The organism is Providencia sp. PROV205 (genome assembly GCF_028479505.1).
In the GTDB taxonomy this organism is placed as follows: Bacteria; Pseudomonadota; Gammaproteobacteria; order Enterobacterales; family Enterobacteriaceae; genus Providencia; species Providencia huaxiensis.
In genome coordinates, this window is the sequence record NZ_JAMPNU010000021.1 from 88,344 (window position 1) to 111,790 (window position 23,447).

Genomic DNA, 23,447 nt, shown 5'->3' on the forward strand with positions numbered 1-23,447 from the left:
ACAATTTTTGGTGAACTAATTGAAATAAAAAGAAAATAACCATTTTTATTTTATGGTTTTTCGTTATTTCCAAATAAAGACTTTAGCCCAGCGGCTTTATTCTCAATTTCTATCCACTCTTGCTCTGGGTCTGAACCACTGACAATGCCAGCGCCTGAATATAATGAGACATGGGCGCCCTCTATCTGTGCACAACGTAGAGAGACCGCGAATTCACTTTTATCTAAGCTAATAAACCCGCCTGTTCCGGCATACCAACCGCGAGAGAACGGTTCATTTTTTGCTAAAAATTGCCGTGCAACCTTTCGTGGCAAACCGCAGACCGCTGCTGTGGGTTGGAGACGCTGCAAACAATCGCTATCAGAAGGGCTAACTAATGTCGCAACAATTGAACGGTAAAGGTGTTGAATTTTTCTCAAGCGGATCACTTTTGCTGACGATACATCAACCCCCGTCACTGCACCTTGTAATTGTTGGCAAATATCATCAACAACCACTAAGTTTTCATGTTGGTTCTTTTTATCTTCCATCAACCATTTAGCGTACTCCGCTGCGACCACATCATCAGGGTCATTAGCGACGGTTCCCGCTAAGGCCTCTGAGTTCAGTTGTTCGTCTTGACGTAAGTATAAACGTTCGGGTGTTGACGAAATAAAACCTGAATGCGCGCTGAAGGCCATCATAAAATGGTAACAATGGTGATTCACCTGCTGACTTTGTGCTAAAAACTCAGCAACCGCAATTGGCTTAGACAGGGTCAGTTTTGTTTCCCTAGCCATAACCACTTTTTCCATTTTTCCTGACTTCATGTCATCAATAGCGCAATTTAATAAACGGCACCATTCATCATGCGTAGGAATATGTTCCTGTGCAGTAATATCGGCGTCAAGAGTCAATGTCACTTGAGAAGCGGATTTTAATTGCTGTAAAAAATGGATAGCATTTAACCTATCTTCTTCACCTTCTATATTGACACTAACGCTAATCGTCGAACGTAACCGATGAATTTCAATGCGAGGCAAAAAACAAAAAGTTGCTTGGCGTTTTATCTCTTCAGGGATGCCATCTCCAACTGCATTCCAACCATTAAGCCCCCATAGACGCATCTCTGGCATATCAGGATATTGTGATAAAAAAGCTTGTGCTGTATCTATCGAATCAAAGGACTTCACCATCCCAAGAGCACTGCATTCTTCGGCTCCTGTCCGTTGATACCAGTAAAATTGTGGGTAGCTTTCTTGCACCGACAGCCATGCAAGACCAGGGAAAGCGGTTTGCGCATCTAACTGCCAGACAAAACGAGTATACGCTTTGGTTTTTAGTGTCAATGTAGACAAATGGTCCAAAATTTCAGTTATCAGTTGATCAATTTTTTTATAGTTCACTTTAGATTCCCACTGCTACATCACACAAATTTACTACGCGTTATTATATAGCGCAAAACCATTTTTTAATACATTGATGACTAACAGTAAATGCTATATCACCCGTTCAGTACTAAAAGCAGATTATCTGCAATAAACAGGTTACTTTCAGTACATCACTATAATTATCGCTTATGACACAAATAACGATAACCAAGAGAAATTACCTCAAGACAAACCTGCTTACATGAATAGAGGCTTCAGGTTGTTGATAGTATAGCTTATTATATATATTAGATGTCATTCTATTCATTTAATTAATGGAAAATGTGATTTTATCCCCCTTTCTTCTTTCCTCTCCCTCGAAATTGCTTCATTTTCATCCAATAAAAATTCCATTTTGAAACATAATTATATTTAAGCTGCAAACCCATATTCCATTACATATTTATTTAGCCTCAAAAAGTAAAATTACCGTAAATTTTAATTATCATCATATTGTTATGGATTATTTAATTTAGTACCGCTATAGATTATTTCTAAATACATATAACGCTAAATAATATTTTCAACATATATTAGCTTGTTCAAAATGCTATTTTTTAGCTCTGCTTTTCATTTTTTAGTATAAAACTTTCAGCCAATTTCTAGTAGGTTAACAAATATGAGATTTATATTTTCATTTACAATAAATAGGTAGCTTAACCATACAATAGTGCTAATACAAATTAGTGTTCAATCCTTAACTTAATCAACATGGATTTTAAAATGAATACAAAAGAAAATTACGACAGAATTATTGAAAAAGAGCATATAGGCCATACAACCTTAGCTTTATTAACTAATCAAGATGCTCTTTCAACCCGCGAAGTCGGTATTTTTACATTAGACGATTTAATTAGCATACATCGCCATGTTTACTTCTCTCTTTCTTTGCCTTGGAAAAAAAATGATATTCTAAAATGGTTTGGTATTACATCATCAACCACTTTACCAATAGATACAGACGAATTAATTAATACTATTATCAATATTCGTGACCATGCCAATACCTGGGATAATGTCGAGCAACATGTTAAAGAACAGTCTGTCAACCTATCTCTAGCTAGTCGAAACATTATACAGACAGGCCGGCAAATTATTGAATATATTAACCATATGCCTATATTAAAAAGAGTCTCAGACAGTTTGAATGATATTGATGAAAGTGAGCTAGATGAAATATTTTATCAAAGTGATGACCAACAAATAGCGACTGAACTAACTAATATATTGCAATTGATTAAAGATGACATTAAGGACCAATCGCTTAAGACAAGTAATATAAAGAATATCATTTCAGATTTTAGAGTACATATTACAGGAGGGTATCTATCTAATTATCAACACGTTGAATCTTTATTGTTTAACATTAAAGGATTATATAAGCAACTTGAGCCTACTAATAGTGAAAATACAGATGCCCATTTACAAGAATCACTTAAAATGAAAAAACAGGAGCTAAAGCAACTCGACCTAGAGTATTCACACTTTGTGAAACTAAGTTTCACAGGCTTAGCGGGTGGTGTCATCGGTCTCATTATTACGGGCAGTATTTTTGGCTCGAAAGCTGAAAAAATCCGAGCAAGAAAGAATGAGACATTAGCAGAAATAAAATTAATTAACGACCAAATTAACAAAGAAGAAATCATCAAAAAAGTTATCTTTGATATTCAAATAAACCTCCATAAAATCGATGGTTTATTTAAAGATGCACGGCTAGCCGTTGACCATTTAGATTATATGTGGCTTGTCCTCTTAACCGAAATAACCCAATCAATCGAGATGTTTAAACATATCAACAATGCTGATAAACTTATTAAATTCATTACTTATTTCAAACGAATTATTACATCTTGGTATACCATTCAAGAATATTCTACACATTTAATAACGTTATTTGACCAAATTCAACCAAATAACACTCCCCCTCAATAAAAGGTACTCATATGCAAGATAAGCTTGATTTACCGATATTGCCCTCCATTGATATTTATCAGTTAAGGCATATGTCAAATGAAATCTCCGCATTCAATAAAAATATAATACATTATGACTTTATCATACACGGAAAAATACAAAAAATTGCAAGTAAGAGTTTCAATATAAATGAAACAATCAGAAACTCGATACCGAAGCTAAAAATAAAATTAAATTACATTCTAAAAAGTGAATTAAATAGTGAAAACACAAATACACCTGACGGAATTTTAGTCGCGAGTTTTATTGAGGATTTAATCGATTTTAAATTAGAGCTAGAAAGAATAATTACTAAATTCAGTTATACCACAGACTCTCTGTCTCTCATTCACGTGGAAGAAAGCAATCAACATAAACTACAGCAATACGCAGAGCAAAAAGAGCTCCTAGTCACATCCAAAAATAGCAAAATGCTAAAAATAAATGAAATCAATCAGCAACACTCCGTTATTACCGCAGCAGAAGATATCATCTTAAAATCTAAAATCACTGATTTCTTAAAAAAACATTTGTTAAATGATGAGTTAATTGACTCAATTGATATGCCAACAAATAAAAAACAAATATTAAAATCAGCCATTGCCTTTATTAAAAATTTATTATCAGTCATTGATGATGGTTTAGAGTTTGCGCAGCTTGTCGAGGTCAGATTAGATTTAGGAAACCAAATTTTAGAATTAAAAGAAGAGGTTAATCACATTGATAAAACAATATTTAAACTAGCTCAACTCATGTTATTAGCTGACCAAATAACAATCATAGACTCACATAAGCTGTCAATTATTACTCAGATAGGTTTAATTAAAGATTACTGGTCGGAATGGTGTCATTTCATTAATGAAAAATCGTCTGAAAAAACATTGAATATTCAAGAGATCAATATGGCAAGCCAGGTACTCATGTCATTCCTAGACGACATGGAGTATCAATATCAACGCCAGTTACCTGACTAAAAAAAACCGGCTACTCTGAAGTAACCGGTTTATCAACAATAGGAAATTTTCTGCCTACTAATTAAGCACAGCAAGCGCTGTTGATGTCATATCAATAAGGGGTTGTGGCCATACCCCAAAGACGATAACTGCAATGGCGCATATAACAGCAACAACCGTTCCTAACGTTGCTTTTTCAGGGCCTGTATAACGTTCTGCATGTTCCGCATCACGACTATATAGGCTAGCCATAAAGCGCAGGTAGTAATATAAACCAATTGCACTACCGACAACGACAGCACCTGTTAACCACCATAACTCTGCGTTCACCGCGGATGCAATCACATAGAATTTACCAATAAATCCTAATGTAATTGGAATACCCGCCAGTGACAGCATCATCACCGTCATTACCGTTGCGAGAATAGGTTTATGCCAGAACAGACCACGGAATGCACTGAAATCATCTTGGTCATCACCACGGTAAGGGCTTGAAACGATACTCACAACACCAAATGCCCCTAGGCTTGCAAACAAGTAACCCACTAAGTAGATTGCGATAGTGACTTGTGAAGCGACTGGATCGATACGAAGCGCAACCAGAGCAACCAATAAATATCCCATATGCGAGATGGATGAGTAACCCAGCAAGCGTTTTGCACTTTTTTGCGTGATAGCCAGTAAGTTACCAAACAGAATAGAGGCTATCGCAATTACTGAAATGACAATCGACAATGTATTGCTATTGGTGATTGGTGCTTCCAGAAAGATACGCACTAATACGGCAAAGATAGCGATTTTACTGCCCGTTGCTAAGAAGGCTGACACTGGCGCAGGAGCGCCTTGGTAAACGTCTGGTGTCCACAGTTGGAATGGAAACAGAGACAGTTTAAAACCAAAGCCTACAATGAGCATACCGAAGCCAATCATCACCAATGGTGCGTGGATCTGGCTATCAGAAAGGCTTTGACCAACCGCAGCAAAGCTTAAGCTACCCGATTCTGCATACAGTAATGCAATTCCGAATAACAGGAATGAAGACGCTGCTGCAGATAACAGCATGTACTTGATCCCAGCTTCTAATGTGCGACTGCGCTCAAAGGTATAGGCAACTAAGCCAAACAATGGCAATGAAATCAGCTCAATACCGATAAACATTGACGCCATATGATTTGACATAGATAACAGCACCCCACCCGCCACTGCGATAGCAACGAGTAAGTGGAACTCATCTCTATTATCACCAAAACCTTCTAACCAGTGATAAGCAAAGATAGTCGTTCCGATACCTGCAATCAGGACTAATGCACTATAGAACAGCGCAAAGCCATCAACACGGATAAGCGAAGTCACATCCATTAGGTAGCCGTCGGCTACCCAAATGAGTGAAAGCAACGCAATAATAAAGCCAGATACTGTCAGCGCGGCACTGGTAAGGTGATCGCGTCGCCACGCAATGGACAGCATCACAACCACCGCCGTCAACCCGACGATCATCAGTGGCAGTATTGCGATCAGTTCTTGAGGAGTTATTGTCATGGCGAATTACAGCCCTAATGTTGTAAGTGAAGCAGAATACAGGTTATGCAATGTTTCCATCGAACCAATTGATGTATCTAAAATCGGTTGCGGATAGAAGCCAATGATAACCAGTAAAGCAGCCAGAGCCAGCAGCACACCAAACTCACGCGCCGTTAACCCTTTCATTTCTTTTTCTGATTTTGGTGTGCCGTAGTAAGTCTGTTGCATCATCCACAGTGAGTAGATAGACGCAAACACCACACCAAAAACCATAATGCAAGTCACTAACGTGAATTGGCTGAAGCTGCCAAACAGGATCATAAACTCACCAATGAAGTTACCTGTACCTGGCATTCCTAGCGTTGCCGCAGCAAAGAACAGGGACATTCCTGGTAACCATTTAATGCGTTTCCACAATCCACCCATCATGCGCATATCACGAGTTTGCGTACGTTCATACAGTTGGCCACTAATGATAATCAGTGCCGCACCAGACAAACCGTTGGTGATCATTTGGATCACCGCACCTTGGTAAGCCAAGGTTGAACCCGCGTAAATAGCGACTGTCACAAACCCCATGTGGGATAAGCTACTGTACGCCGCCAGACGTTTGATATCCGTTTGTTTGAACGCCAACCATGCACCATAGAAGATACTGATCACACCCAGCGTCATCGCCACTGGCGTGAACTGGATAGAGGCTTCTGGGAATAGAGGCAAAGTAAAGCGTAACAGACCGTATGCTGCGGTTTTTAACATGATACCGGAGATATCTACAGAACCCGCTGTTGGCGATTGTTCTTGAGTATCTGCCATCCAACCATGGAATGGAACCAGAGGCATTTTAACGGCAAAGGCGATAAAGAAGCCTAACATCAACATAAACGCAACGTTGCTAGAGAGCTCTGCTCCCAGCAGTTGGTTATAGTCGAATGTTAATACACCTGAAGTATTGAAGTTTGCTAGTGCCAATCCAATGATGGAGACCAGCATGATCAAACCACTCGCTTGCGTATAAATGAAGAACTTAGTCGCAGCTTTGATATGTTGTCTGTTTTCTGACCCTTTGTGTCCCCAATTGGCAATCAGGAAGTACATTGGGATCAGCATCATCTCCCAGAAGAAGAAGAATAAGAACAGGTCAACCGCGGTAAAAATCCCCATCACCCCTGTGATAATCCACAGCAGGTTAAAGTGGTACGCACCTTGGTTCTTTTGGTTTTCACTCCAAGAGCTCAGAATCGAAAAAGCCCCCATGATAGCCGTTAATACGACCATCAGCAGTGATAAACCGTCAATTGCTAAATGAAAGTCAATTCCCAGTGACGGGATCCACGGCATAAAGAAAACAGATTGCCACTGTGGAATACCTTGTGGATTAACAAGCGAGTAGTTCCCTTGTAACCACAATTGCACGGAAAGTATCAATGTTATTCCCATCGTCGCCAGTGCAATCCAACGCGGTGCGCGATGACTGAACCGGTCAGCCTGCCAGCTTAGCAGGCCTCCGATGAAGGGAATGAGTATTAGCCAGGGTAATAGCATGGCGCAATGTGTCCCTTAATTAAACCAAAAGCAGCAGAGCAAGAATCAGCACTGCACCCAGCCCCAACGAGGCAACATACCAACGGATTTGGCCGTTTTCACTCACTGCAAGCCCTTTATTTGCCCAACGTGAAAGATGTGCAGGGATATTCATCAGAGAGTTAATCGGATCGCTTTCCAGTAGCCATGCAATACCTTTAAACGGTTTTACAAAGACTACGTCATACAGCCAATCGAAGCCCCACGCTTGGTACCACCATGCGCTGAAGAAACGACCCACTGCAGTTTTCGCGATAGCATCGACTATTGAACGTCTAAACAGGTAGAGGAATACCGCAATTAATAGACCAGCGATAGCAAACCCGCCAGAAATCGCTTCGAGTAAGACTTTACCGTCTTCACTGCCAGCCGCTTCCTCAGGGAATACCCCTTCGAGTGGTTGGTGGATTAATGCACCAACAAACGTTGCAAGGATAGCCAAAATACCCAGTGGTAATGTGTGAGTGATGCCTTTAACCTTATGCGCTTTGATTTTTGCTTCACCGTGGAACACGATGAAAATCATACGGAAGGTATAAATTGCGGTCATTAATGCACCGAGGATACCGGCCCACAACAATACAGTTTGTCCATCAAGCTGCGCACCCCACAAAATGGCATCTTTACTGTAGAAACCAGCAGTAAACAATGGCAATGCTGCCAGTGCGCTTCCGCCAATCAACATCACAGCGTAGATAAATGGAATTTGCTTACGCAATCCACCCATTTTGAAGATATTCTGCTCGTGGTGGCATGCCAAAATGACCGAACCTGCTGACAGGAATAACAGCGCTTTAAAGAAAGCGTGCGTCATCAGGTGGAAAATCGCAGCATCCCAAGCTTGCACACCCAGTGCCAAGAACATATAACCGATTTGGCTCATGGTGGAGTATGCAAGAACACGTTTGATATCCGTTTGAACCAGTGCAGCAAACCCAGCCAGTACCAATGTCACCGCACCCACAACGCCAACTAAATGTAAAACTTCTGGCGCTAATAAGAACAGAACGTGGGTACGAGCCACTAAGTACACACCGGCCGTTACCATGGTTGCGGCGTGGATCAATGCTGAAACAGGTGTAGGGCCTGCCATCGCATCTGCCAACCACGTTTGCAATGGTAATTGTGCTGATTTACCGACTGCGCCACCTAATAACATCAAGGTTGCCCAATTGATCGCACTTGAACCTTCAGCAAATTTCTGAGGTGCTAACACCGCCATTTCGCTGAAATTCAATGTACCGAGCTCATTCCACAGGATAAACATACCAATGGCGAGGAACACGTCACCGATACGCGTGACAAAGAACGCTTTCATGGCGGCTTTACCGTTTTCTGGATTGGTATAATAGAAACCAATCAACAGATAACTGCACAGCCCTACCCCTTCCCAGCCGAGATACATCAGCATCATGTTATCAGCGAGAACTAAAACCACCATGCTCGCGATAAACAGGTTAGTGTAAGCGAAGAAACGTGAGTAACCTTCCTCGCCACGCATATACCAAGAAGCGTATACGTGAATAAGGAAGCCCACACCCGTTACCACACCTAACATGGTCAGAGATAAACCATCTAACATTAGGGTGAATGGGATATTAAAGGTGCCGACAGACATCCAAGTCCAAAGTGGCTGGATGAATACGCTACCTGCGTCTTGAGCTAAAAAGTCATTGCCAGCATAGAATGCGACGATGGCCGCTAAGCCGACCGACCCCGCACCAATAATGGCCGAAACGTTTTCTGACCAGCGTCCACGGGAGAAGGCTAACAGTACCGACCCCAGTAAAGGCAACAGAATGGTTAAATAGAGTAGGTTCATCCGCGCATCTCACTGACTTTATCAATATTCAGGTTCTGACGATGACGATGGAGTTGCAGTAACAACGCCAATCCAATACTCGCCTCCGCTGCAGCCAGCGCGATTGCCAAGATATACATAATCTGGCCGTCTGGTTGCCCCCAAAAACTCCCTGCAACCACAAATGCCAGTGCAGTTGAGTTAATCATGATTTCCAGTCCGATCAACATGAAAAGCAAGTTGCGGCGGATAACAAGGCAGCTAAGCCCCATCACAAATAGAATTGCCGCTAAAATCAGACCATGCTCTAGAGGTATCATTTTTGCTCCTCCGCCTTCGCGATGCTCACAAGATCAGCACCGTTTTCTTTACGGTCACGTCCAACGTGGAATGCGACGACTAAACCCGCTAGTAGTAGCAATGACGCCAATTCGACAGCCAGAACATACGGCCCGAACAAGCTAATACCCACTTCTTTCGCCCCAATGATGGTGCCCTCAATGCCATTTTGATATGACAACGAGGTGATGCCGTAAACTAAGATAGCCAATAAAACTGCGGATAACGCCGCAGGGCCAATCCAGTTTTTCGGTGTCAACCAAGCGCGCTCTTGTTCTTGAACAGAACGCCCCAAGTTGAGCATCATCACGACGAACACGAACAGGACCATAATGGCACCTGCATACACGATGATTTCCAATGCCCCAGCAAAATACGCACCGAGGGAGAAAAACACCATTGACAGAGCCAGCAGAGAAACAACCAGATACAACAGTGCGTGCACTGGATTTGTATTCGTTATCACCCTTAAAGTTGCTAAAATGGCAACTAGACCGGCGATATAAAATGTAAATTCCATGAATATCGCTCCTTATGGCAACAGGTCTTTGACGTTGATAGGTTTCGCTTCGTTATCCGCTTCACCTTTGTCTTTACCTGCAATCGCCATACCCGATTTACGGTAAAAGTTATAATCAGGATATTTACCTGGGCCTGAAATTAACAGGTCATTTTTCTCGTAAACCAGATCCTGACGTCTCCAATCGGCCATTTCAAAATCAGGTGTTAATTGGATTGCCGTCGTTGGGCAAGCCTCTTCACACAGACCACAGAAAATACAGCGCGAAAAGTTAACGCGGAAAAATTCAGGGTACCAGCGGCCATCTTCGTGCTCGGCTTTTTGCAGTGAAATACACCCCACTGGGCAAGCAACCGCACACAAGTTACATGCAACGCAACGCTCTTCACCGTCAGGGTCGCGCGTTAACACGATACGCCCACGGTAACGGGGTGGCAGATAAACCGGCTCTTCTGGATACATTTGCGTTTCGCGTTTATCGAACGCATGTAGGCCGACCATCCAAATACTACGTACTTGGGTGGCGAAACCGACCAATAACTCTTTCAATGTCATGGTTCAATCACCCCTTACTGAGCGTTGTATAAAATCACTGCTGCAGTACCCAGCAGATTAAGCAGTGTCAACGGCAGGCAAATTTTCCAACCGAAAGACATCACTTGGTCATAACGTGGACGCGGTAAAGAGGCACGGATCAAGATAAACATCATCATGAAGAAGCCAGTTTTGATAGCAAACCACAAGAATGACGGCAGGAATGGACCATGCCAGCCACCAAAGAACAGCGTCACAATCAGGGCAGAAACCGTTACGATACCGATATACTCACCGACGAAGAACAGACCGAACTTCATGCCTGAGTATTCAACGTGGTAACCATCCGCAATCTCTTGTTCTGCTTCTGGTTGGTCAAACGGATGACGGTGACATACCGCAACGCCCGCTATCGCAAAAGTCACAAAACCAAAGAATTGAGGAATAATATTCCACATGCCTTCTTGGGAGTTCACAATATCAATCAGGTTGAATGAACCTGCTTGTGCAACCACGCCCATTAAAGAAAGGCCTAAGAACACTTCGTAACTCACGGTTTGTGCTGACGCACGCATCGCACCTAATAATGAGTATTTGTTATTACTTGACCAACCCGCAAACAACACCGCATAGACCGCGAGCCCCGCCATCATCAGGAAGAATAAAATCCCAATATTCAGGTCTGCAACGTGCCATGTTGGGCTAACAGGGACGATAGCAAATGCTAAGAACAGTGAACAAAATGCGATAACTGGTGCTAGCGTAAAGATTTTCTTGTCCGCGAACTGTGGGATCCAGTCTTCTTTAAACAGCATTTTGAACATGTCGGCGATTAACTGGCCCATCCCAAACGGACCAACGCGGTTTGGACCATAACGGTTCTGGAATAGACCGAGAATACGGCGCTCTCCCAGACTCATGTAGGCCCCACAAGTCACAACAACCAATAAAATGACGACAGATTTAAGGATGGAAATTAACACTTCCATCACTTCAGGAGAAATCCAATCCATCATGCTCCCCTCCGCAGATTATTGACTGACACGCCAGCCATTGAAGGTGCGATACCTGGCATGCCTAACGGTAAGCCAATTTGACCTGTAGATAAGTGATTGCTGAGACGAACAGTCAAGTTAAACGCTTGACCTGCATGGCTAAATTCAGCTTTTGTTCCTGCTACCAAGCCAAGTGACGCAGCATCTTGCGTGTTCAGCATGATATAGGGCTCTGGCATACGCTCTTGGATCACTTCTGAACGCTGTGACATTTCATCACTACCGAACAGGTGGTAATAAGGTGCGACAACCCACTGAGCTTCGCTGGCTTGATAAGCCGCTGGAATTTCAGTGAAGTAAGCCAATTTACCTTCTGTTGAATTGAACAAACGGATACCCGGGTCACCAAATAACAGGTGTCCCCCCACTTCGGCTTGGAATTTGTTCCAGGCTTGCGGTGAGTTCCAACCCGGTGCCCATGCAAATGGAATTTGCTGGCGCGGCGCGGTTGGGCTGTTGTTCCCTTCCATTGAGAAAGCAAATGGAGAGTCAATATCTTGCGGTTGACGAGGCTCATGGACAGATTGATTTGCTAGCATCGCTGTACGACCACTGTAACGATGTGGTTCACGCGCCAGTTTTTGACCACGAATACGGAAAGACGCTTTCGGAGCGGCATCAACCATACCTGAGAATTGTGGCATTGCGGCAACACAATCAGCGATAACGTGATCCAGTTGAGACCAATCCGCATCACGCTCTTGCGCTTCAGTTTGCAGTGAATGCATCCAGCGCCAGCTTTCGTTCATCACGATAGCTTTGTCGTAATACGTTGGGTCGAAGACTTGGAAGAAACGTTGTGCACGACCTTCTTGGTTAATCAACGTACCGTCTGCTTCAGCAAAACTCGCTGCAGGCAGAACTAATGTTGCTTTATCCATGATGTCCGTTTGCTGATGATCTGCAACAATCAAGTGGCTCAATTTTGCGAGTGCGCTATTGACCGCATCCACACTGCTGTGACGGTACAAGTCGTTTTCGATAACAACAGCCACATCCGCTTCTTTCGCTTCAATGCGAGCTAAAGCGCTGTCTAGTGGCTGTGCGTTCATCATTGCCAGACCGAAACTATTTGCATGAGACGCTAAGTAAGATAACCCAACATTCGCGCCTTTCGCTTTCAGTGCAAATGCCACGTTAGCAGCCGCTTGGATCATTGCCTCGCTGGCACTATGGCTACCACTGATAATTAATGGTTTTTTCGCACCCGCTAAGGCCTGAGCAATGGTTTCCACTTTGGCTTTTAAGTCTGCCGGTAAATCATTCACCGCAGGGGCTTCGCCATTAATCATATTGGCGATAGCAAAACCAAAACGCGCTTGGTCAGCGACTGGAGCACGGTAATTAAAGGCGGCCACATCGTCTAAGCGAGTATCATCAACATTGGTAATAAACAGCGGATATTTCGCGTGTTGGCCAATGTTTTGGATAGCGGCGATTTGCCAGTCAGCGACTTTCTGCGCTGCGGCCATTTCACGCGCTTTACCTTTCACAGCTTGACGAACAGATAACGCCATACGTGCGCCTGTCTGAGTTAAATCTTCACCCAGTACCAGTACCGCATCATAGCCTTCCACTTCACGCAATGTTGGGGTATAGATACCACCATTTTGCAAAATGTTTTGCATCAGCGCTAAGCGACTTTGCTCACCCGCAGAAATACCTGAGTAGAAGTTTTCTGCACCGACTAAAGCGCGCAATGCATAGTTGCTTTCAACGCTAGCACGCGGCGAGCCGATACCAATCACTTTTTTCGCTTGATTGATAATTTGCGCACCGCTTTGCATCGCTTCGATAGCCGAAATCACGTTCTTAACGCCATTTTTATTGAGTACGGCTTGGCGAGGACGGTCTTTACGGTTGACGTAACCATAACCAAAGCGACCACGGTCACACAGGAAATAGTGGTTTACCGAGCCGTTATAACGGTTTTCGATGCGGCGGATTTCACCATAACGCTCACCGGGGCTAGTATTACAACCGATACTGCACTGCTGGCAGATACCCGGTGCAAATTGCATATCCCATTTACGGTTATAGCGCTCAGAGTGAGTTTTGTCGGTGAATACCCCAGTAGGGCAAACTTCAACTAAGTTACCGGAGAACTCGCTTTCCAGCGTACCGTCTTCAGTACGACCGAAATACACATAGTTATGTGCGCCATAAACCCCTAAATCGGTGCCATCTGCGTAATCTTTGTAGTAACGAACACAACGATAACACGCGATACAACGGTTCATCTCATGACTAATAAATGGACCGAGATCTTGGTTAATGTGAGTACGCTTCGTAAAACGATATTTACGCATATTATGACCGGTCATTACCGTCATATCTTGTAGGTGACAGTTCCCACCTTCCTCACAGACTGGGCAGTCATGAGGGTGGTTGGTCATCAGCCATTCCACGACACTTTCACGGAATTGTTTGGCTTCTTCATCATCAATTGAGATGTAAGTCCCTTCCGTTGCGGGTGTCATACAAGACATTACTAGGCGACCGCGAGTGTCATCTGCGTTCTGATACTGCTTAACCGCACACTGGCGGCAAGCGCCAACGCTTCCCAGCGCCGGATGCCAGCAAAAATAAGGAATATCTAGCCCGAGAGAAAGACAGGCTTGTAACAGGTTTTCAGACCCGTTTACGTCATATTCTTTGCCGTCTACATATATTGTAGCCATAGTCAGCATGCTTCCCAAAGGCCCGCATAAAGCAGGCGTTAATCAAAAATACGTTCTTCGTGAAAAATCTCTTTAGCGGTTGCTCAATCGCTAAATAATTACCAGCGCTGCTTCAGCAGGTTGGGCTGGATACCCGCAATCTGCACAATGTTACGCAGATCTTTTTGCGAAATACCCGCTTCGAATTCATCACGGAAATATTTGATGGCACTTTGTAGCGGTTCGACCGCACCCGGTGCGTGAGCGCAGAAAGTTTTACCCGGCCCTAAGAAACGGCAAAGTTGCTCTAGGGTTTCAATATCCCCCGGCTGCCCTTCACCTTTTTCCAGCGCTTGTAAAATTTTCACACTCCATGGCAAACCATCGCGGCACGGTGTACACCAACCACAGGATTCACGGGCAAAGAAGGTTTCTAGGTTACGCACTAACGAAACCATGTTGATCTCATGATCAACCGCCATCGCCAATGCAGTACCAAGACGGCTTCCCGCTTTGGCAATATTTTCGAAATCCATCGGTAAGTCGAGATGGTCGTTGGTCAGGAAGTCTGTCCCTGCGCCACCCGGCTGCCATGCTTTTAATTTTAGTCCATCACGCATACCACCTGCGTAATCTTCCAACACTTCACGTGCCGTCGTACCAAATGGCAGTTCCCACAGACCCGGGTTTTTCACACGGCCAGAGAAACCCATCAGTTTAGTACCCGCATCTTTACTCTTACCTGCGCTTAAATCGATATACCATTGGTCTCCGTGCTCTAAAATAGCAGGCACGTTACAGATGGTTTCAACGTTATTAACGCAAGTTGGTTTACCCCAAGCACCTGATGTGGCAGGGAATGGTGGCTTAGAACGCGGGTTAGCACGGCGGCCTTCTAAAGAGTTAATCAGTGCGGTTTCTTCACCGCAGATATAACGCCCAGCGCCGGTGTGGACAAATAGTTCAAAATCGAAACCTGAACCGAGGATATTTTTGCCTAATAGACCCGCCGCTTTAGCTTCTTCGATGGCACGACGCAGGTTTTGCGCGGCTTCAACGTATTCACCCCGTAAGAAGATATAACCACGGTAAGCTTTAAGTGCATAAGCGCCCGTGATCATCCCCTCAACTAACAAGTGAGGAAGTTGTTCCATCAATAGACGGTCTTTATAAGTGCCCGGTTCCATTTCATCCGCATTACATAAAAAGTAACGCAGTTTCATGTTTTCGTCTTTTGGCATCAGGCTCCATTTCAGACCCGTTGAGAAGCCCGCACCGCCTCGCCCTTTCAGGCCAGCGTCTTTCACGAGATTCACAACTTCATCCGGTGCCATGCCTTTGAGCGCACGCTCAAGACCTTTGTATCCGTTTTTACTGCGATACTCATCTAACCAAACAGGCTGATTGTCATCACGCAAACGCCATGTTAGGGGATGAGTTTCAGCAGTACGGATCACTGGATTAACAGAATTTGTCATGGATACTGCTCCAGTAATTTTTGAATATTTTCAGGCTGCACGTAGCTGTGAGTGTCATCATCGATCATCATCGTTGGACCCTTGTCACAGTTACCTAAGCAACAGGTCGGCAGCAATGTAAAACGGCCATCAGCTGTTGTTTGGCCCGGGCGAATATTAAGCTGTTTAATGATTTCAGCTTCTAAGCCCTGATAACCTGTAATATGGCAAACAACACTGTCGCAATAGCGAATAATGTGGCGACCCACTGGTTGGCGGAAGATTTGGCTATAGAATGTCGCCACCCCTTCAACATCACTAGCTGGGATACCTAAGACGTCAGCGATAGCATGGATCGCACCATCTTCAACCCAACCGCGGTTTTTTTGCACAATTTTCAGTGCTTCAATTGAGGCAGCACGTGCGTCCTCGTAATGGTGTTTCTCACCTTCAATCTCTTCGCGCTCTTTCTCGGTTAAGACAAAGCCATGATTGACTTGCGGTTCAAACACATTCACGACATTGAGCTCGTTGTGCTTCTCATTTTCGTTATGTTCATTATGCATGGTTAGCGATCCACATCCGACATTACAAAATCGATACTACCCAGATAGACGATTAAGTCTGAAACTAAGCTGCCTCTGATAACCGCAGGAATTTGCTGCAAGTGAGCGTAGCTCGGCGTACGAATACGCGTGCGGTAGCTCATTGTGCTGCCATCACTGGTTAAGTAGTAGCTGTTGATCCCCTTCGTCGCTTCAACCATCTGGAATGACTCATTTGCTGGCATCACCGGACCCCAAGACACTTGTAAGAAGTGGTTGATCAGGGTTTCGATGTGCTGCAACGTACGCTCTTTTGGTGGCGGAGTTGTCAGTGGATGGTCAGCTTTGAAAGGACCTTCTGGCATATTCTTATAGCATTGCTCAAGAATACGGATACTCTGGCGCATCTCTTCCACTTTGATCATCACACGGTCATAACAGTCACCGTTATGCGCGATAGGGATATCAAATTCGAAGTTTTCATAGCCTGAATATGGACGCCATTTACGCACGTCAAAATCAACGCCTGTTGCACGTAATCCAGCCCCTGTCACACCCCATGCCAACGCCTCTTCTTTTGAGTACATTGCGGTACCAATAGAACGGCCTTTTAAGATGGAGTTTTTCAGTGCGGAAGTGACATAAGACTCTAAACGTTTTGGCAGCCAGTCTAATAATTCACGCAGCAGTTTTTCCCAGCCACGTGGTAAGTCGTGAGCGACACCACCGATACGGAACCATGCAGGGTGCATACGGAAACCGGTAATCGCTTCAATGACGTTGTAGACTTTTTGACGGTCAGTAAACGCAAAGAAGACTGGGGTCATCGCACCAACGTCTTGGATATAGGTACTGATGTACAGTAAGTGGCTGTTGATACGGAATAACTCAGACAACATGACACGGATCGTTTTGACGCGATCTGGCACTTCAATGCCTGCCAATTTTTCAACGGCTAAAACATATGGCATTTCATTCACACAACCACCGAGGTACTCGATACGGTCGGTGTAAGGAATGTAACTGTGCCATGACTGGCGTTCACCCATTTTTTCAGCGCCACGGTGGTGGTAGCCGATATCAGGTACGCAGTCGATAATTTCTTCGCCATCCAATTGCAGTACGATACGGAACGCACCGTGTGAGGATGGGTGGTTTGGCCCCAAGTTCAGGAACATGAAATCTTCGTTTTCATTTCCGCGTGCCATGCCCCACTCTTCTGGTTTGAAAGTCAAAGCTTCCATTTCCAGATCTTGTTTCTGCTTAGTCAGCACAAAAGGGTCGAACTCGGTCGCACGCGCAGGGTAATCCTTACGCAGTGGGTGGCCTTCCCAGCTTGGTGACATTAAAAGGCGGCGTAGATTCGGGTGACCTTGGAACGTTATACCGAACATGTCCCACACTTCACGCTCATGCCAATTCGCATTCGGGAACAGTGAAACAATAGAAGGCACGTTTAAGTCTTTCTCATTAAGAGCGACTTTTAACATGATATCGCGGTTACGATCGATGGAGATGATATGATAGAAAACACTAAAATCTGCTTCTGGCAGACCTTGACGGTGAATTCGTTGACGTTCATCTACCCCATGTAAGTCAAATAACATGACATACGGTTTTGGTAATTTCTTTAGGAAATCGACCACTTCCAGTAACTGTTCGCGACGCACCCAAACCACTGGCATGCCAGTGCGAGTTGCTTGAACAGAAAAGGCATCCGGCCCAAATTGATTGCGCAGTTCCAGAAGCACAGGGTCGTTTAAGTGATCCTGTGTCTGCCATCCTGGCTGGTTACTACTCGCTTGCGCTATCTGATCTGTCATCATTCTTCACCATAACGCTTGATCAGGTTTATTATTTCGCAACAACATTGCTCTGTTACGCTGTATGGCTTTAAGCCTTAAATTTCGTCTGGTGTACGCAGGTTTGTCACTGCAATACGTTCACCATGCTTTCTTTCTCTTTCTGATTGCATATTGGCACGGTAAACCCCTTGGTCTCCAACGACCCAAGACAGCGGACGACGCTCTTTACCGATAGATTCTTGCAATAGAAGCAGAGCCTGCATATAGGCTTCTGGGCGTGGTGGGCAACCTGGGATATATACATCCACAGGAATAAATTTATCGACGCCTTGTACAACAGAATAAATGTCATACATACCACCAGAGTTGGCACATGAACCCATGGAAATAACCCATTTTGGTTCAAGCATTTGGTCATACAGACGTTGAATAACAGGTGCCATTTTTGTGAAACAAGTACCTGCTACTACCATGAAATCGGCTTGACGAGGTGAAGCACGCAGTACTTCTGCACCAAAGCGGGCGACGTCATGAACAGCCGTGAACGAAGTCACCATTTCTACATAGCAACATGAAAGACCAAAGTTATATGGCCAGAGAGAGTTTTTGCGCCCCCAGTTAACCACATCGTGAAGTGCATGAGAAAGTTTCCCCATGTAAACACTGTTTTCAACTTGCTGTTCCAGTGGATCTGTTACGATTTCCTGGGTTTGCAGTGGGTAACGGTCGTTCTCACCGTTCGGATCTATGCGGGTGAGCGTATAATCCATTGTATAATGCCTCGCTTTTTACTGCGGATGACGATTGCTGATTTTAATAACTTCACTAGGATGCTTTACTTTTCCGCGGGAACGGACTGGAGTCCAATCCAATGCCCCAACGCGGACGAGATAAAACAGTCCCGCCAACAATACCAAAATAAAGATCGCGGCTTCGATGAAACCTACCCAACCGGCTTCGCGGATGGCAACTGACCATGCAAATAAGAACATGGCTTCAACATCGAAGATAACGAAAAACATGGCGACTAAGTAAAACTTAGCGGACATGCGGAGACGTGCACTACCGACCGAGTCGATACCGGACTCATAAGGAACGTGTTTTGTTCTGGCTTTAGCGCGGCTACCTAAAAAGTGACCCGCGACCAACATGAAAGCACAAAGACCGATAGTGCCGATAAGGAATATCGCAAACGCCCAGTTATGGGCTAACGCTAGGATTGATGTAGACATACTCGTTGCTTACTCATTACTTATGGTGTGTTAACTGCTCTTTTTTACATCACGGCAGTATTGCACCACAATTGCCCAGTTAATCGAGAAGAAAGACCAAAATTGATCACAAACTAAAATATCACCAAACTTAAATCAGTCTGTTGACTGCGTTTGGTTTGTCCTCTCTCATTACAATTTACCTTACTTAAATTAAGTAAAATAACCCGTATTTGTTACAAAAACTTCACACTACAAAAACAACGGAACAACAAAAAGTACTCATAATCTGCTAAAACGTGTCAGTGTAATGATACTCAAGTAAACACGCAAACTAGTTTAACTGATTATTCGTTTTTACTACACCATTATCTCAGGAAAAACCTGTCTTAACAGATGAAAAATTGCGCTTTTTATTTGATCTAACGCACACTTTTATTGAAAAAGTACTCAATTTGTTTACATAGCATTCAATTTAACTTTAAGTCTTTGTAACTCTTTTTAACGCATGACTTCAAGTAACTACCTGACATTCCAGCGCTATTTTATCTATTCAATAAAAAAATATTGTTAACAACATAACAAATTGTTAACTAAACAATGAAATTCAGGTTATGCCAGCTACATCACAATTATTTCATGGTCTTTCCTATTTAACCATACTTATTAAGTGGTTAATTGTTTTTTTTATGAGCGGATATCGATAAAAAATTGATAAACTTGAATTTGATAACCTATTAAAAATATCACTGAGGATTATTTAAACACCCACAAGAACAAATTTCTCGATGCCATTTCCCAATATTGAAAATTTTATTCCACGGTATGAGATAATCGTTTCAGTCATTAGCAGCGATCCACTTTCATCTACCACCAAACAGCTTAACCTACGCGTACGTAAGCCATTCAACCAATGAATGCCATCACAACCACAGCCCGAATGTTATTTAGACTGTGATTAACACATTAATTTTATTTGTACATGGCCAATAACACATTGATCACAAACAAGTGATTCAGTAATAAACGAACAAAAAAGATATAAAAAAACGGCAATCCCAAAATAATTGGAATTGCCGTCAGTACAATAAATCGATTAAATATTATGTTTAAGATAACCAGTTGAATCGATTAAATTAATTACCTTCTTCGTTGATATCCACCAATTCACTTGCTGGAGTTGCAACATAAGGGATTTTTTTGTTTTCAATCGCATCGAATACTGTCAGAACAAAATCTTTTTGCTCATCTGCATTCTTATACAACCAATACTGAATATCAGGTAAACGAGGCAACCCATCAGCTTCACTCAAAATGCGTAAATCTGCATTTTGCATTTCCATTGGCCTTGCTGTTACCCCAACTTCTGCATTTACAGCTGCACGGACAGCAGGTAAAGAAGCCGCTTCATACGCCACATGCCATGACAAACCTGCATCATCAAGAGCACTAGTACAAAGTTTACGATATGGGTTAGTTTCGTCCATAACCACTAATGGGACTGGCTCATTAGAACGCAATTGAAAATCCGGTGCACTATGCCACAAAACAGGCACTGTTCTTAAAGCCGTTTTGGGATGGTGGCTAATTCTTGCTGTTGTTAAAGCAAGGTCTATCTCATGGTTATCGAGCATTGACTCAATAAACTGTGCCCGTTTAATACGCACTTCAACGGCAATTCTTGGATAGACAGATGCGATACGATTAAGCAAGAAAGGTAATAAGATATCGACAGTGTCATCAGATGCACCAATACGCAATTCACCATCCGCGTCATTATAAGTTAATGATGCCGTTGCATCATCATTGGCGCGAAGTATTTGCCTTGCGTAGCCAAGCAATTGTAATCCATGCGCAGTGAGCAGTTTATTTCGCCCATGACGAGCAAAAAGCTCACGGCCGACTAATTGCTCTAGGCGCTGCATTTGCTGGCTCACAGCAGATTGTGTTCGACAAACGGCTGCAGCTGCAGCTGCGAACGTGTTAAGATCTGCGACAGCGACGAAAGTACGTAGCAAATCAAGATCTAGGTTCATGATGGGACGATTGGAATTTATCATCGTTCATTCTCTTATATAATTTTATGTTACCTGGTGTTTCTGCTCTCCTCCATGAGAATCAGCGAGTTTATAGCGACTACTAAGCGAGTGCATTTCTAATCCATAGATCTGCAATAACTTCTCATTACTTTACTTTTTTGCACCTTGTCCATTATTCATTGACGATAAGGCATGTGTACAAATAGCATACTTCCAAAAATCAAATAATCTTAATAAAAAGGCAATGTTTTCTTAAAAAACAAGCTAAAACATGCTTTCTTGGAAACGCCTAAATAGTAACATATTTAATGTAATCGCAATTATTTTAATGTAAGCACATTATAAAATTCATTTCACTATTTGGTTATAGCTAAAAATATCAATTAGTTATGAATTTAAGGCGCATTTTTCGTTAAAAAAAACACCTCGAAACAATCAATATTACTAACAAAATCACACTAATTATTATGAAAAAAGGCCATTACCGCAAAAAAAACATGTCTGATTTAATCATTCAATGCTTAATATTACATTTTGATACAATTTTTCCTTTTTCACTATTTTTATGCTTTTTTACTATTTATACTCCAAAACATCAAAGAATGTTAAAATTATAATCTAACCAACACCTTATTCTTGGAATAGACGACCAACCTAAGTAAGATAATAAGATACCAAACATTACATTTACGCGTAAACCAACCTTTTACACCAAAAATAACCTTGCATCTTCAAAAGCTTCTGAGGGAAGAGTACAGTAAAGGAATAACGCCGGCTCGACCAATGTAACCCTTAGGGTAATGAGAGAACTATGAATAATCTAACTAAATCCAGTAAGCTCGATAATGTTTGCTATGACATTCGTGGGCCCGTATTAAAAGAAGCTAAGCGCCTAGAAGAAGAAGGCAACAAAGTCCTCAAACTCAATATTGGTAACCCGGCCCCGTTTGGCTTTGAAGCCCCAGATGAAATCCTAGTCGATGTCTTACGTAATCTGCCGAGCTCTCAAGGTTATTGTGATTCCAAAGGGCTCTATTCTGCACGTAAAGCTATCGTCCAGCACTACCAAGCTCGTGGTATTCACGAAATGACGGTAGAAGATGTTTACATTGGTAATGGTGTATCTGAGCTTATCGTCCAAGCGATGCAAGCACTGCTTAATAATGGCGATGAAATGTTAGTCCCTGCCCCTGATTACCCACTATGGACTGCTGCAGTTTCCCTTTCTGGTGGGAAAGCCGTTCATTATATGTGTGATGAGCAGCAAGGTTGGATGCCTGATATTGAAGATATTCGCAAAAAGATCACCCCAAGAACGCGTGGGATTGTGGTTATCAACCCAAATAACCCAACCGGTGCGGTCTACAGCAAAGATCTATTAATGGAAATTGTCGAGTTGGCTCGTCAGCACAATCTTATTATCTATGCTGATGAAATTTACGACAAAATTCTTTATGATGATGCCGTACATCACTCAATTGCCGCCCTCGCCCCTGATTTATTAACCATCACCTTTAATGGTTTATCGAAAACGTATCGCGTCGCTGGCTTCCGCCAAGGTTGGATGGTATTAAACGGCCCGAAAAAACATGCTAAAAGCTACATTGAAGGCTTAGAAATGCTAGCCTCTATGCGCCTATGTGCCAACGTGCCAATGCAACATGCTATTCAAACTGCATTGGGCGGCTATCAAAGTATTAGCGAATTCATTCAGCCGGGTGGCCGCTTATATGAGCAACGTAATCGTGCATGGGAATTGATCAACCAAATACCGGGTGTTTCATGTGTCAAACCGCAAGGTGCTCTTTACATGTTCCCGAAAATAGATATTAAACGATTTAATATCTATGACGACCAGAAAATGATTTTAGACCTGTTACTACAAGAAAAAGTACTATTAGTTCAGGGTACCGCATTCAACTGGCCTGAACCCGACCACTTTAGAATTGTTACATTACCTTATGCTGACGACCTTGAAATGGCGATTAATAAATTTGGCCGTTTCCTGGAAGGTTATCGCCAATAGAATTGGGTAAAATATAGAATAAAAGCCTCCAGCTC

Annotated in this window: 18 protein-coding genes; 3 read left to right on the top strand and 15 right to left on the bottom strand. The window is 43.1% G+C overall.

Annotation, left to right across the window (positions count from 1 at the left end; all coding sequences use genetic code 11):
- Nucleotides 1–50: 50 nt before the first annotated feature.
- Nucleotides 51–1,385 carry an isochorismate synthase gene (locus tag PR800_RS13580; RefSeq protein WP_102137647.1) on the bottom strand — a complete coding sequence of 445 codons (1,335 nt, stop codon included), beginning with the start codon at nt 1,383–1,385 and terminating at the stop codon, nt 51–53.
- Nucleotides 1,386–2,132: 747 nt separating this feature from the next.
- Here PR800_RS13580 and PR800_RS13585 point away from each other — a divergent pair.
- Nucleotides 2,133–3,341, top strand: coding sequence for an alpha-xenorhabdolysin family binary toxin subunit A (locus PR800_RS13585; protein ID WP_206276261.1), 1,209 nt, complete (start codon nt 2,133–2,135; stop codon nt 3,339–3,341).
- Between the two features lie 11 nt (nt 3,342–3,352).
- Entirely contained in the window at nt 3,353–4,336 is a 984-nt protein-coding gene (locus PR800_RS13590; RefSeq protein ID WP_231068494.1) for an alpha-xenorhabdolysin family binary toxin subunit B, read from the top strand.
- A gap of 57 nt (nt 4,337–4,393) precedes the next feature.
- Here the strand turns inward: PR800_RS13590 and nuoN are convergent, their stop codons facing one another.
- From nuoN to PR800_RS13660, 14 genes are all read right to left on the bottom strand, one after another.
- On the bottom strand, nt 4,394–5,854 hold the full coding sequence (nuoN, locus tag PR800_RS13595; protein ID WP_272531060.1) for an NADH-quinone oxidoreductase subunit NuoN: 1,461 nt from the start codon (nt 5,852–5,854) through the stop codon (nt 4,394–4,396).
- Between the two features lie 6 nt (nt 5,855–5,860).
- A complete protein-coding gene (gene nuoM / locus PR800_RS13600) occupies nt 5,861–7,381 on the bottom strand; it encodes an NADH-quinone oxidoreductase subunit M (RefSeq protein WP_102137643.1) in 1,521 nt (506 codons plus the stop codon).
- 19 nt (nt 7,382–7,400) lie between these two features.
- Entirely contained in the window at nt 7,401–9,242 is a 1,842-nt protein-coding gene (gene nuoL, locus PR800_RS13605; protein WP_272531061.1) for an NADH-quinone oxidoreductase subunit L, read from the bottom strand.
- Entirely contained in the window at nt 9,239–9,541 is a 303-nt protein-coding gene (gene nuoK / locus PR800_RS13610; RefSeq protein WP_004912233.1) for an NADH-quinone oxidoreductase subunit NuoK, read from the bottom strand. The genes nuoL and nuoK overlap by 4 nt, the downstream gene beginning before the upstream one ends.
- Nucleotides 9,538–10,080, bottom strand: a complete 543-nt coding sequence (gene nuoJ, locus PR800_RS13615; protein ID WP_166264568.1) for an NADH-quinone oxidoreductase subunit J — start codon at nt 10,078–10,080, stop codon at nt 9,538–9,540. The genes nuoK and nuoJ overlap by 4 nt, the downstream gene beginning before the upstream one ends.
- A 12-nt stretch (nt 10,081–10,092) precedes the next feature.
- Nucleotides 10,093–10,635, bottom strand: a complete 543-nt coding sequence (nuoI, locus tag PR800_RS13620) for an NADH-quinone oxidoreductase subunit NuoI (protein ID WP_004259834.1) — start codon at nt 10,633–10,635, stop codon at nt 10,093–10,095.
- 14 nt (nt 10,636–10,649) lie between these two features.
- Nucleotides 10,650–11,627, bottom strand: a complete 978-nt coding sequence (nuoH, locus tag PR800_RS13625) for an NADH-quinone oxidoreductase subunit NuoH (RefSeq protein WP_004912244.1) — start codon at nt 11,625–11,627, stop codon at nt 10,650–10,652.
- Entirely contained in the window at nt 11,627–14,350 is a 2,724-nt protein-coding gene (nuoG, locus tag PR800_RS13630) for an NADH-quinone oxidoreductase subunit NuoG (protein ID WP_166264566.1), read from the bottom strand. The genes nuoH and nuoG overlap by 1 nt, the downstream gene beginning before the upstream one ends.
- Before the next feature lie 98 nt (nt 14,351–14,448).
- The gene (nuoF, locus tag PR800_RS13635) at nt 14,449–15,807 is read right to left on the bottom strand and encodes an NADH-quinone oxidoreductase subunit NuoF (protein ID WP_004259820.1); all 1,359 of its coding nucleotides are present in this window, start codon (nt 15,805–15,807) and stop codon (nt 14,449–14,451) included.
- Nucleotides 15,804–16,352: an NADH-quinone oxidoreductase subunit NuoE gene (gene nuoE / locus PR800_RS13640; protein WP_036958085.1), complete on the bottom strand. Its 549-nt coding sequence runs from the start codon at nt 16,350–16,352 to the stop codon at nt 15,804–15,806. The genes nuoF and nuoE overlap by 4 nt, the downstream gene beginning before the upstream one ends.
- Nucleotides 16,353–16,354: 2 nt before the next feature.
- Nucleotides 16,355–18,157, bottom strand: coding sequence for an NADH-quinone oxidoreductase subunit C/D (gene nuoC, locus PR800_RS13645; protein WP_407072562.1), 1,803 nt, complete (start codon nt 18,155–18,157; stop codon nt 16,355–16,357).
- A 74-nt stretch (nt 18,158–18,231) separates the two neighbouring features.
- On the bottom strand, nt 18,232–18,906 hold the full coding sequence (locus PR800_RS13650) for a NuoB/complex I 20 kDa subunit family protein (RefSeq protein WP_004912254.1): 675 nt from the start codon (nt 18,904–18,906) through the stop codon (nt 18,232–18,234).
- A gap of 18 nt (nt 18,907–18,924) precedes the next feature.
- Nucleotides 18,925–19,368 carry an NADH-quinone oxidoreductase subunit A gene (locus PR800_RS13655; RefSeq protein ID WP_004259806.1) on the bottom strand — a complete coding sequence of 148 codons (444 nt, stop codon included), beginning with the start codon at nt 19,366–19,368 and terminating at the stop codon, nt 18,925–18,927.
- Between the two features lie 1,115 nt (nt 19,369–20,483).
- A complete protein-coding gene (locus PR800_RS13660; RefSeq protein WP_272531062.1) occupies nt 20,484–21,407 on the bottom strand; it encodes a LysR family transcriptional regulator in 924 nt (307 codons plus the stop codon).
- A 790-nt stretch (nt 21,408–22,197) separates the two neighbouring features.
- Here PR800_RS13660 and PR800_RS13665 point away from each other — a divergent pair.
- Nucleotides 22,198–23,412, top strand: coding sequence for a pyridoxal phosphate-dependent aminotransferase (locus PR800_RS13665; protein ID WP_004259802.1), 1,215 nt, complete (start codon nt 22,198–22,200; stop codon nt 23,410–23,412).
- Nucleotides 23,413–23,447: the final 35 nt, after the last annotated feature.

What these genes read in the sequence shown, in the direction of transcription:
- PR800_RS13585 (WP_206276261.1), top strand. Translation starts at nt 2,133, where the DNA reads ATGAATACAAAAGAAAATTACGACAGAATTATTGAAAAAGAGCATATA.
- PR800_RS13590 (WP_231068494.1), top strand. Translation starts at nt 3,353, where the DNA reads ATGCAAGATAAGCTTGATTTACCGATATTGCCCTCCATTGATATTTAT.
- nuoN (WP_272531060.1), bottom strand. Translation starts at nt 5,854, where the DNA reads ATGACAATAACTCCTCAAGAACTGATCGCAATACTGCCACTGATGATC.
- nuoM (WP_102137643.1), bottom strand. Translation starts at nt 7,381, where the DNA reads ATGCTATTACCCTGGCTAATACTCATTCCCTTCATCGGAGGCCTGCTA.
- nuoL (WP_272531061.1), bottom strand. Translation starts at nt 9,242, where the DNA reads ATGAACCTACTCTATTTAACCATTCTGTTGCCTTTACTGGGGTCGGTA.
- nuoK (WP_004912233.1), bottom strand. Translation starts at nt 9,541, where the DNA reads ATGATACCTCTAGAGCATGGTCTGATTTTAGCGGCAATTCTATTTGTG.
- nuoJ (WP_166264568.1), bottom strand. Translation starts at nt 10,080, where the DNA reads ATGGAATTTACATTTTATATCGCCGGTCTAGTTGCCATTTTAGCAACT.
- nuoI (WP_004259834.1), bottom strand. Translation starts at nt 10,635, where the DNA reads ATGACATTGAAAGAGTTATTGGTCGGTTTCGCCACCCAAGTACGTAGT.
- nuoH (WP_004912244.1), bottom strand. Translation starts at nt 11,627, where the DNA reads ATGGATTGGATTTCTCCTGAAGTGATGGAAGTGTTAATTTCCATCCTT.
- nuoG (WP_166264566.1), bottom strand. Translation starts at nt 14,350, where the DNA reads ATGGCTACAATATATGTAGACGGCAAAGAATATGACGTAAACGGGTCT.
- nuoF (WP_004259820.1), bottom strand. Translation starts at nt 15,807, where the DNA reads ATGACAAATTCTGTTAATCCAGTGATCCGTACTGCTGAAACTCATCCC.
- nuoE (WP_036958085.1), bottom strand. Translation starts at nt 16,352, where the DNA reads ATGCATAATGAACATAACGAAAATGAGAAGCACAACGAGCTCAATGTC.
- nuoC (WP_407072562.1), bottom strand. Translation starts at nt 18,157, where the DNA reads ATGATGACAGATCAGATAGCGCAAGCGAGTAGTAACCAGCCAGGATGG.
- PR800_RS13650 (WP_004912254.1), bottom strand. Translation starts at nt 18,906, where the DNA reads ATGGATTATACGCTCACCCGCATAGATCCGAACGGTGAGAACGACCGT.
- PR800_RS13655 (WP_004259806.1), bottom strand. Translation starts at nt 19,368, where the DNA reads ATGTCTACATCAATCCTAGCGTTAGCCCATAACTGGGCGTTTGCGATA.
- PR800_RS13660 (WP_272531062.1), bottom strand. Translation starts at nt 21,407, where the DNA reads ATGATAAATTCCAATCGTCCCATCATGAACCTAGATCTTGATTTGCTA.
- PR800_RS13665 (WP_004259802.1), top strand. Translation starts at nt 22,198, where the DNA reads ATGAATAATCTAACTAAATCCAGTAAGCTCGATAATGTTTGCTATGAC.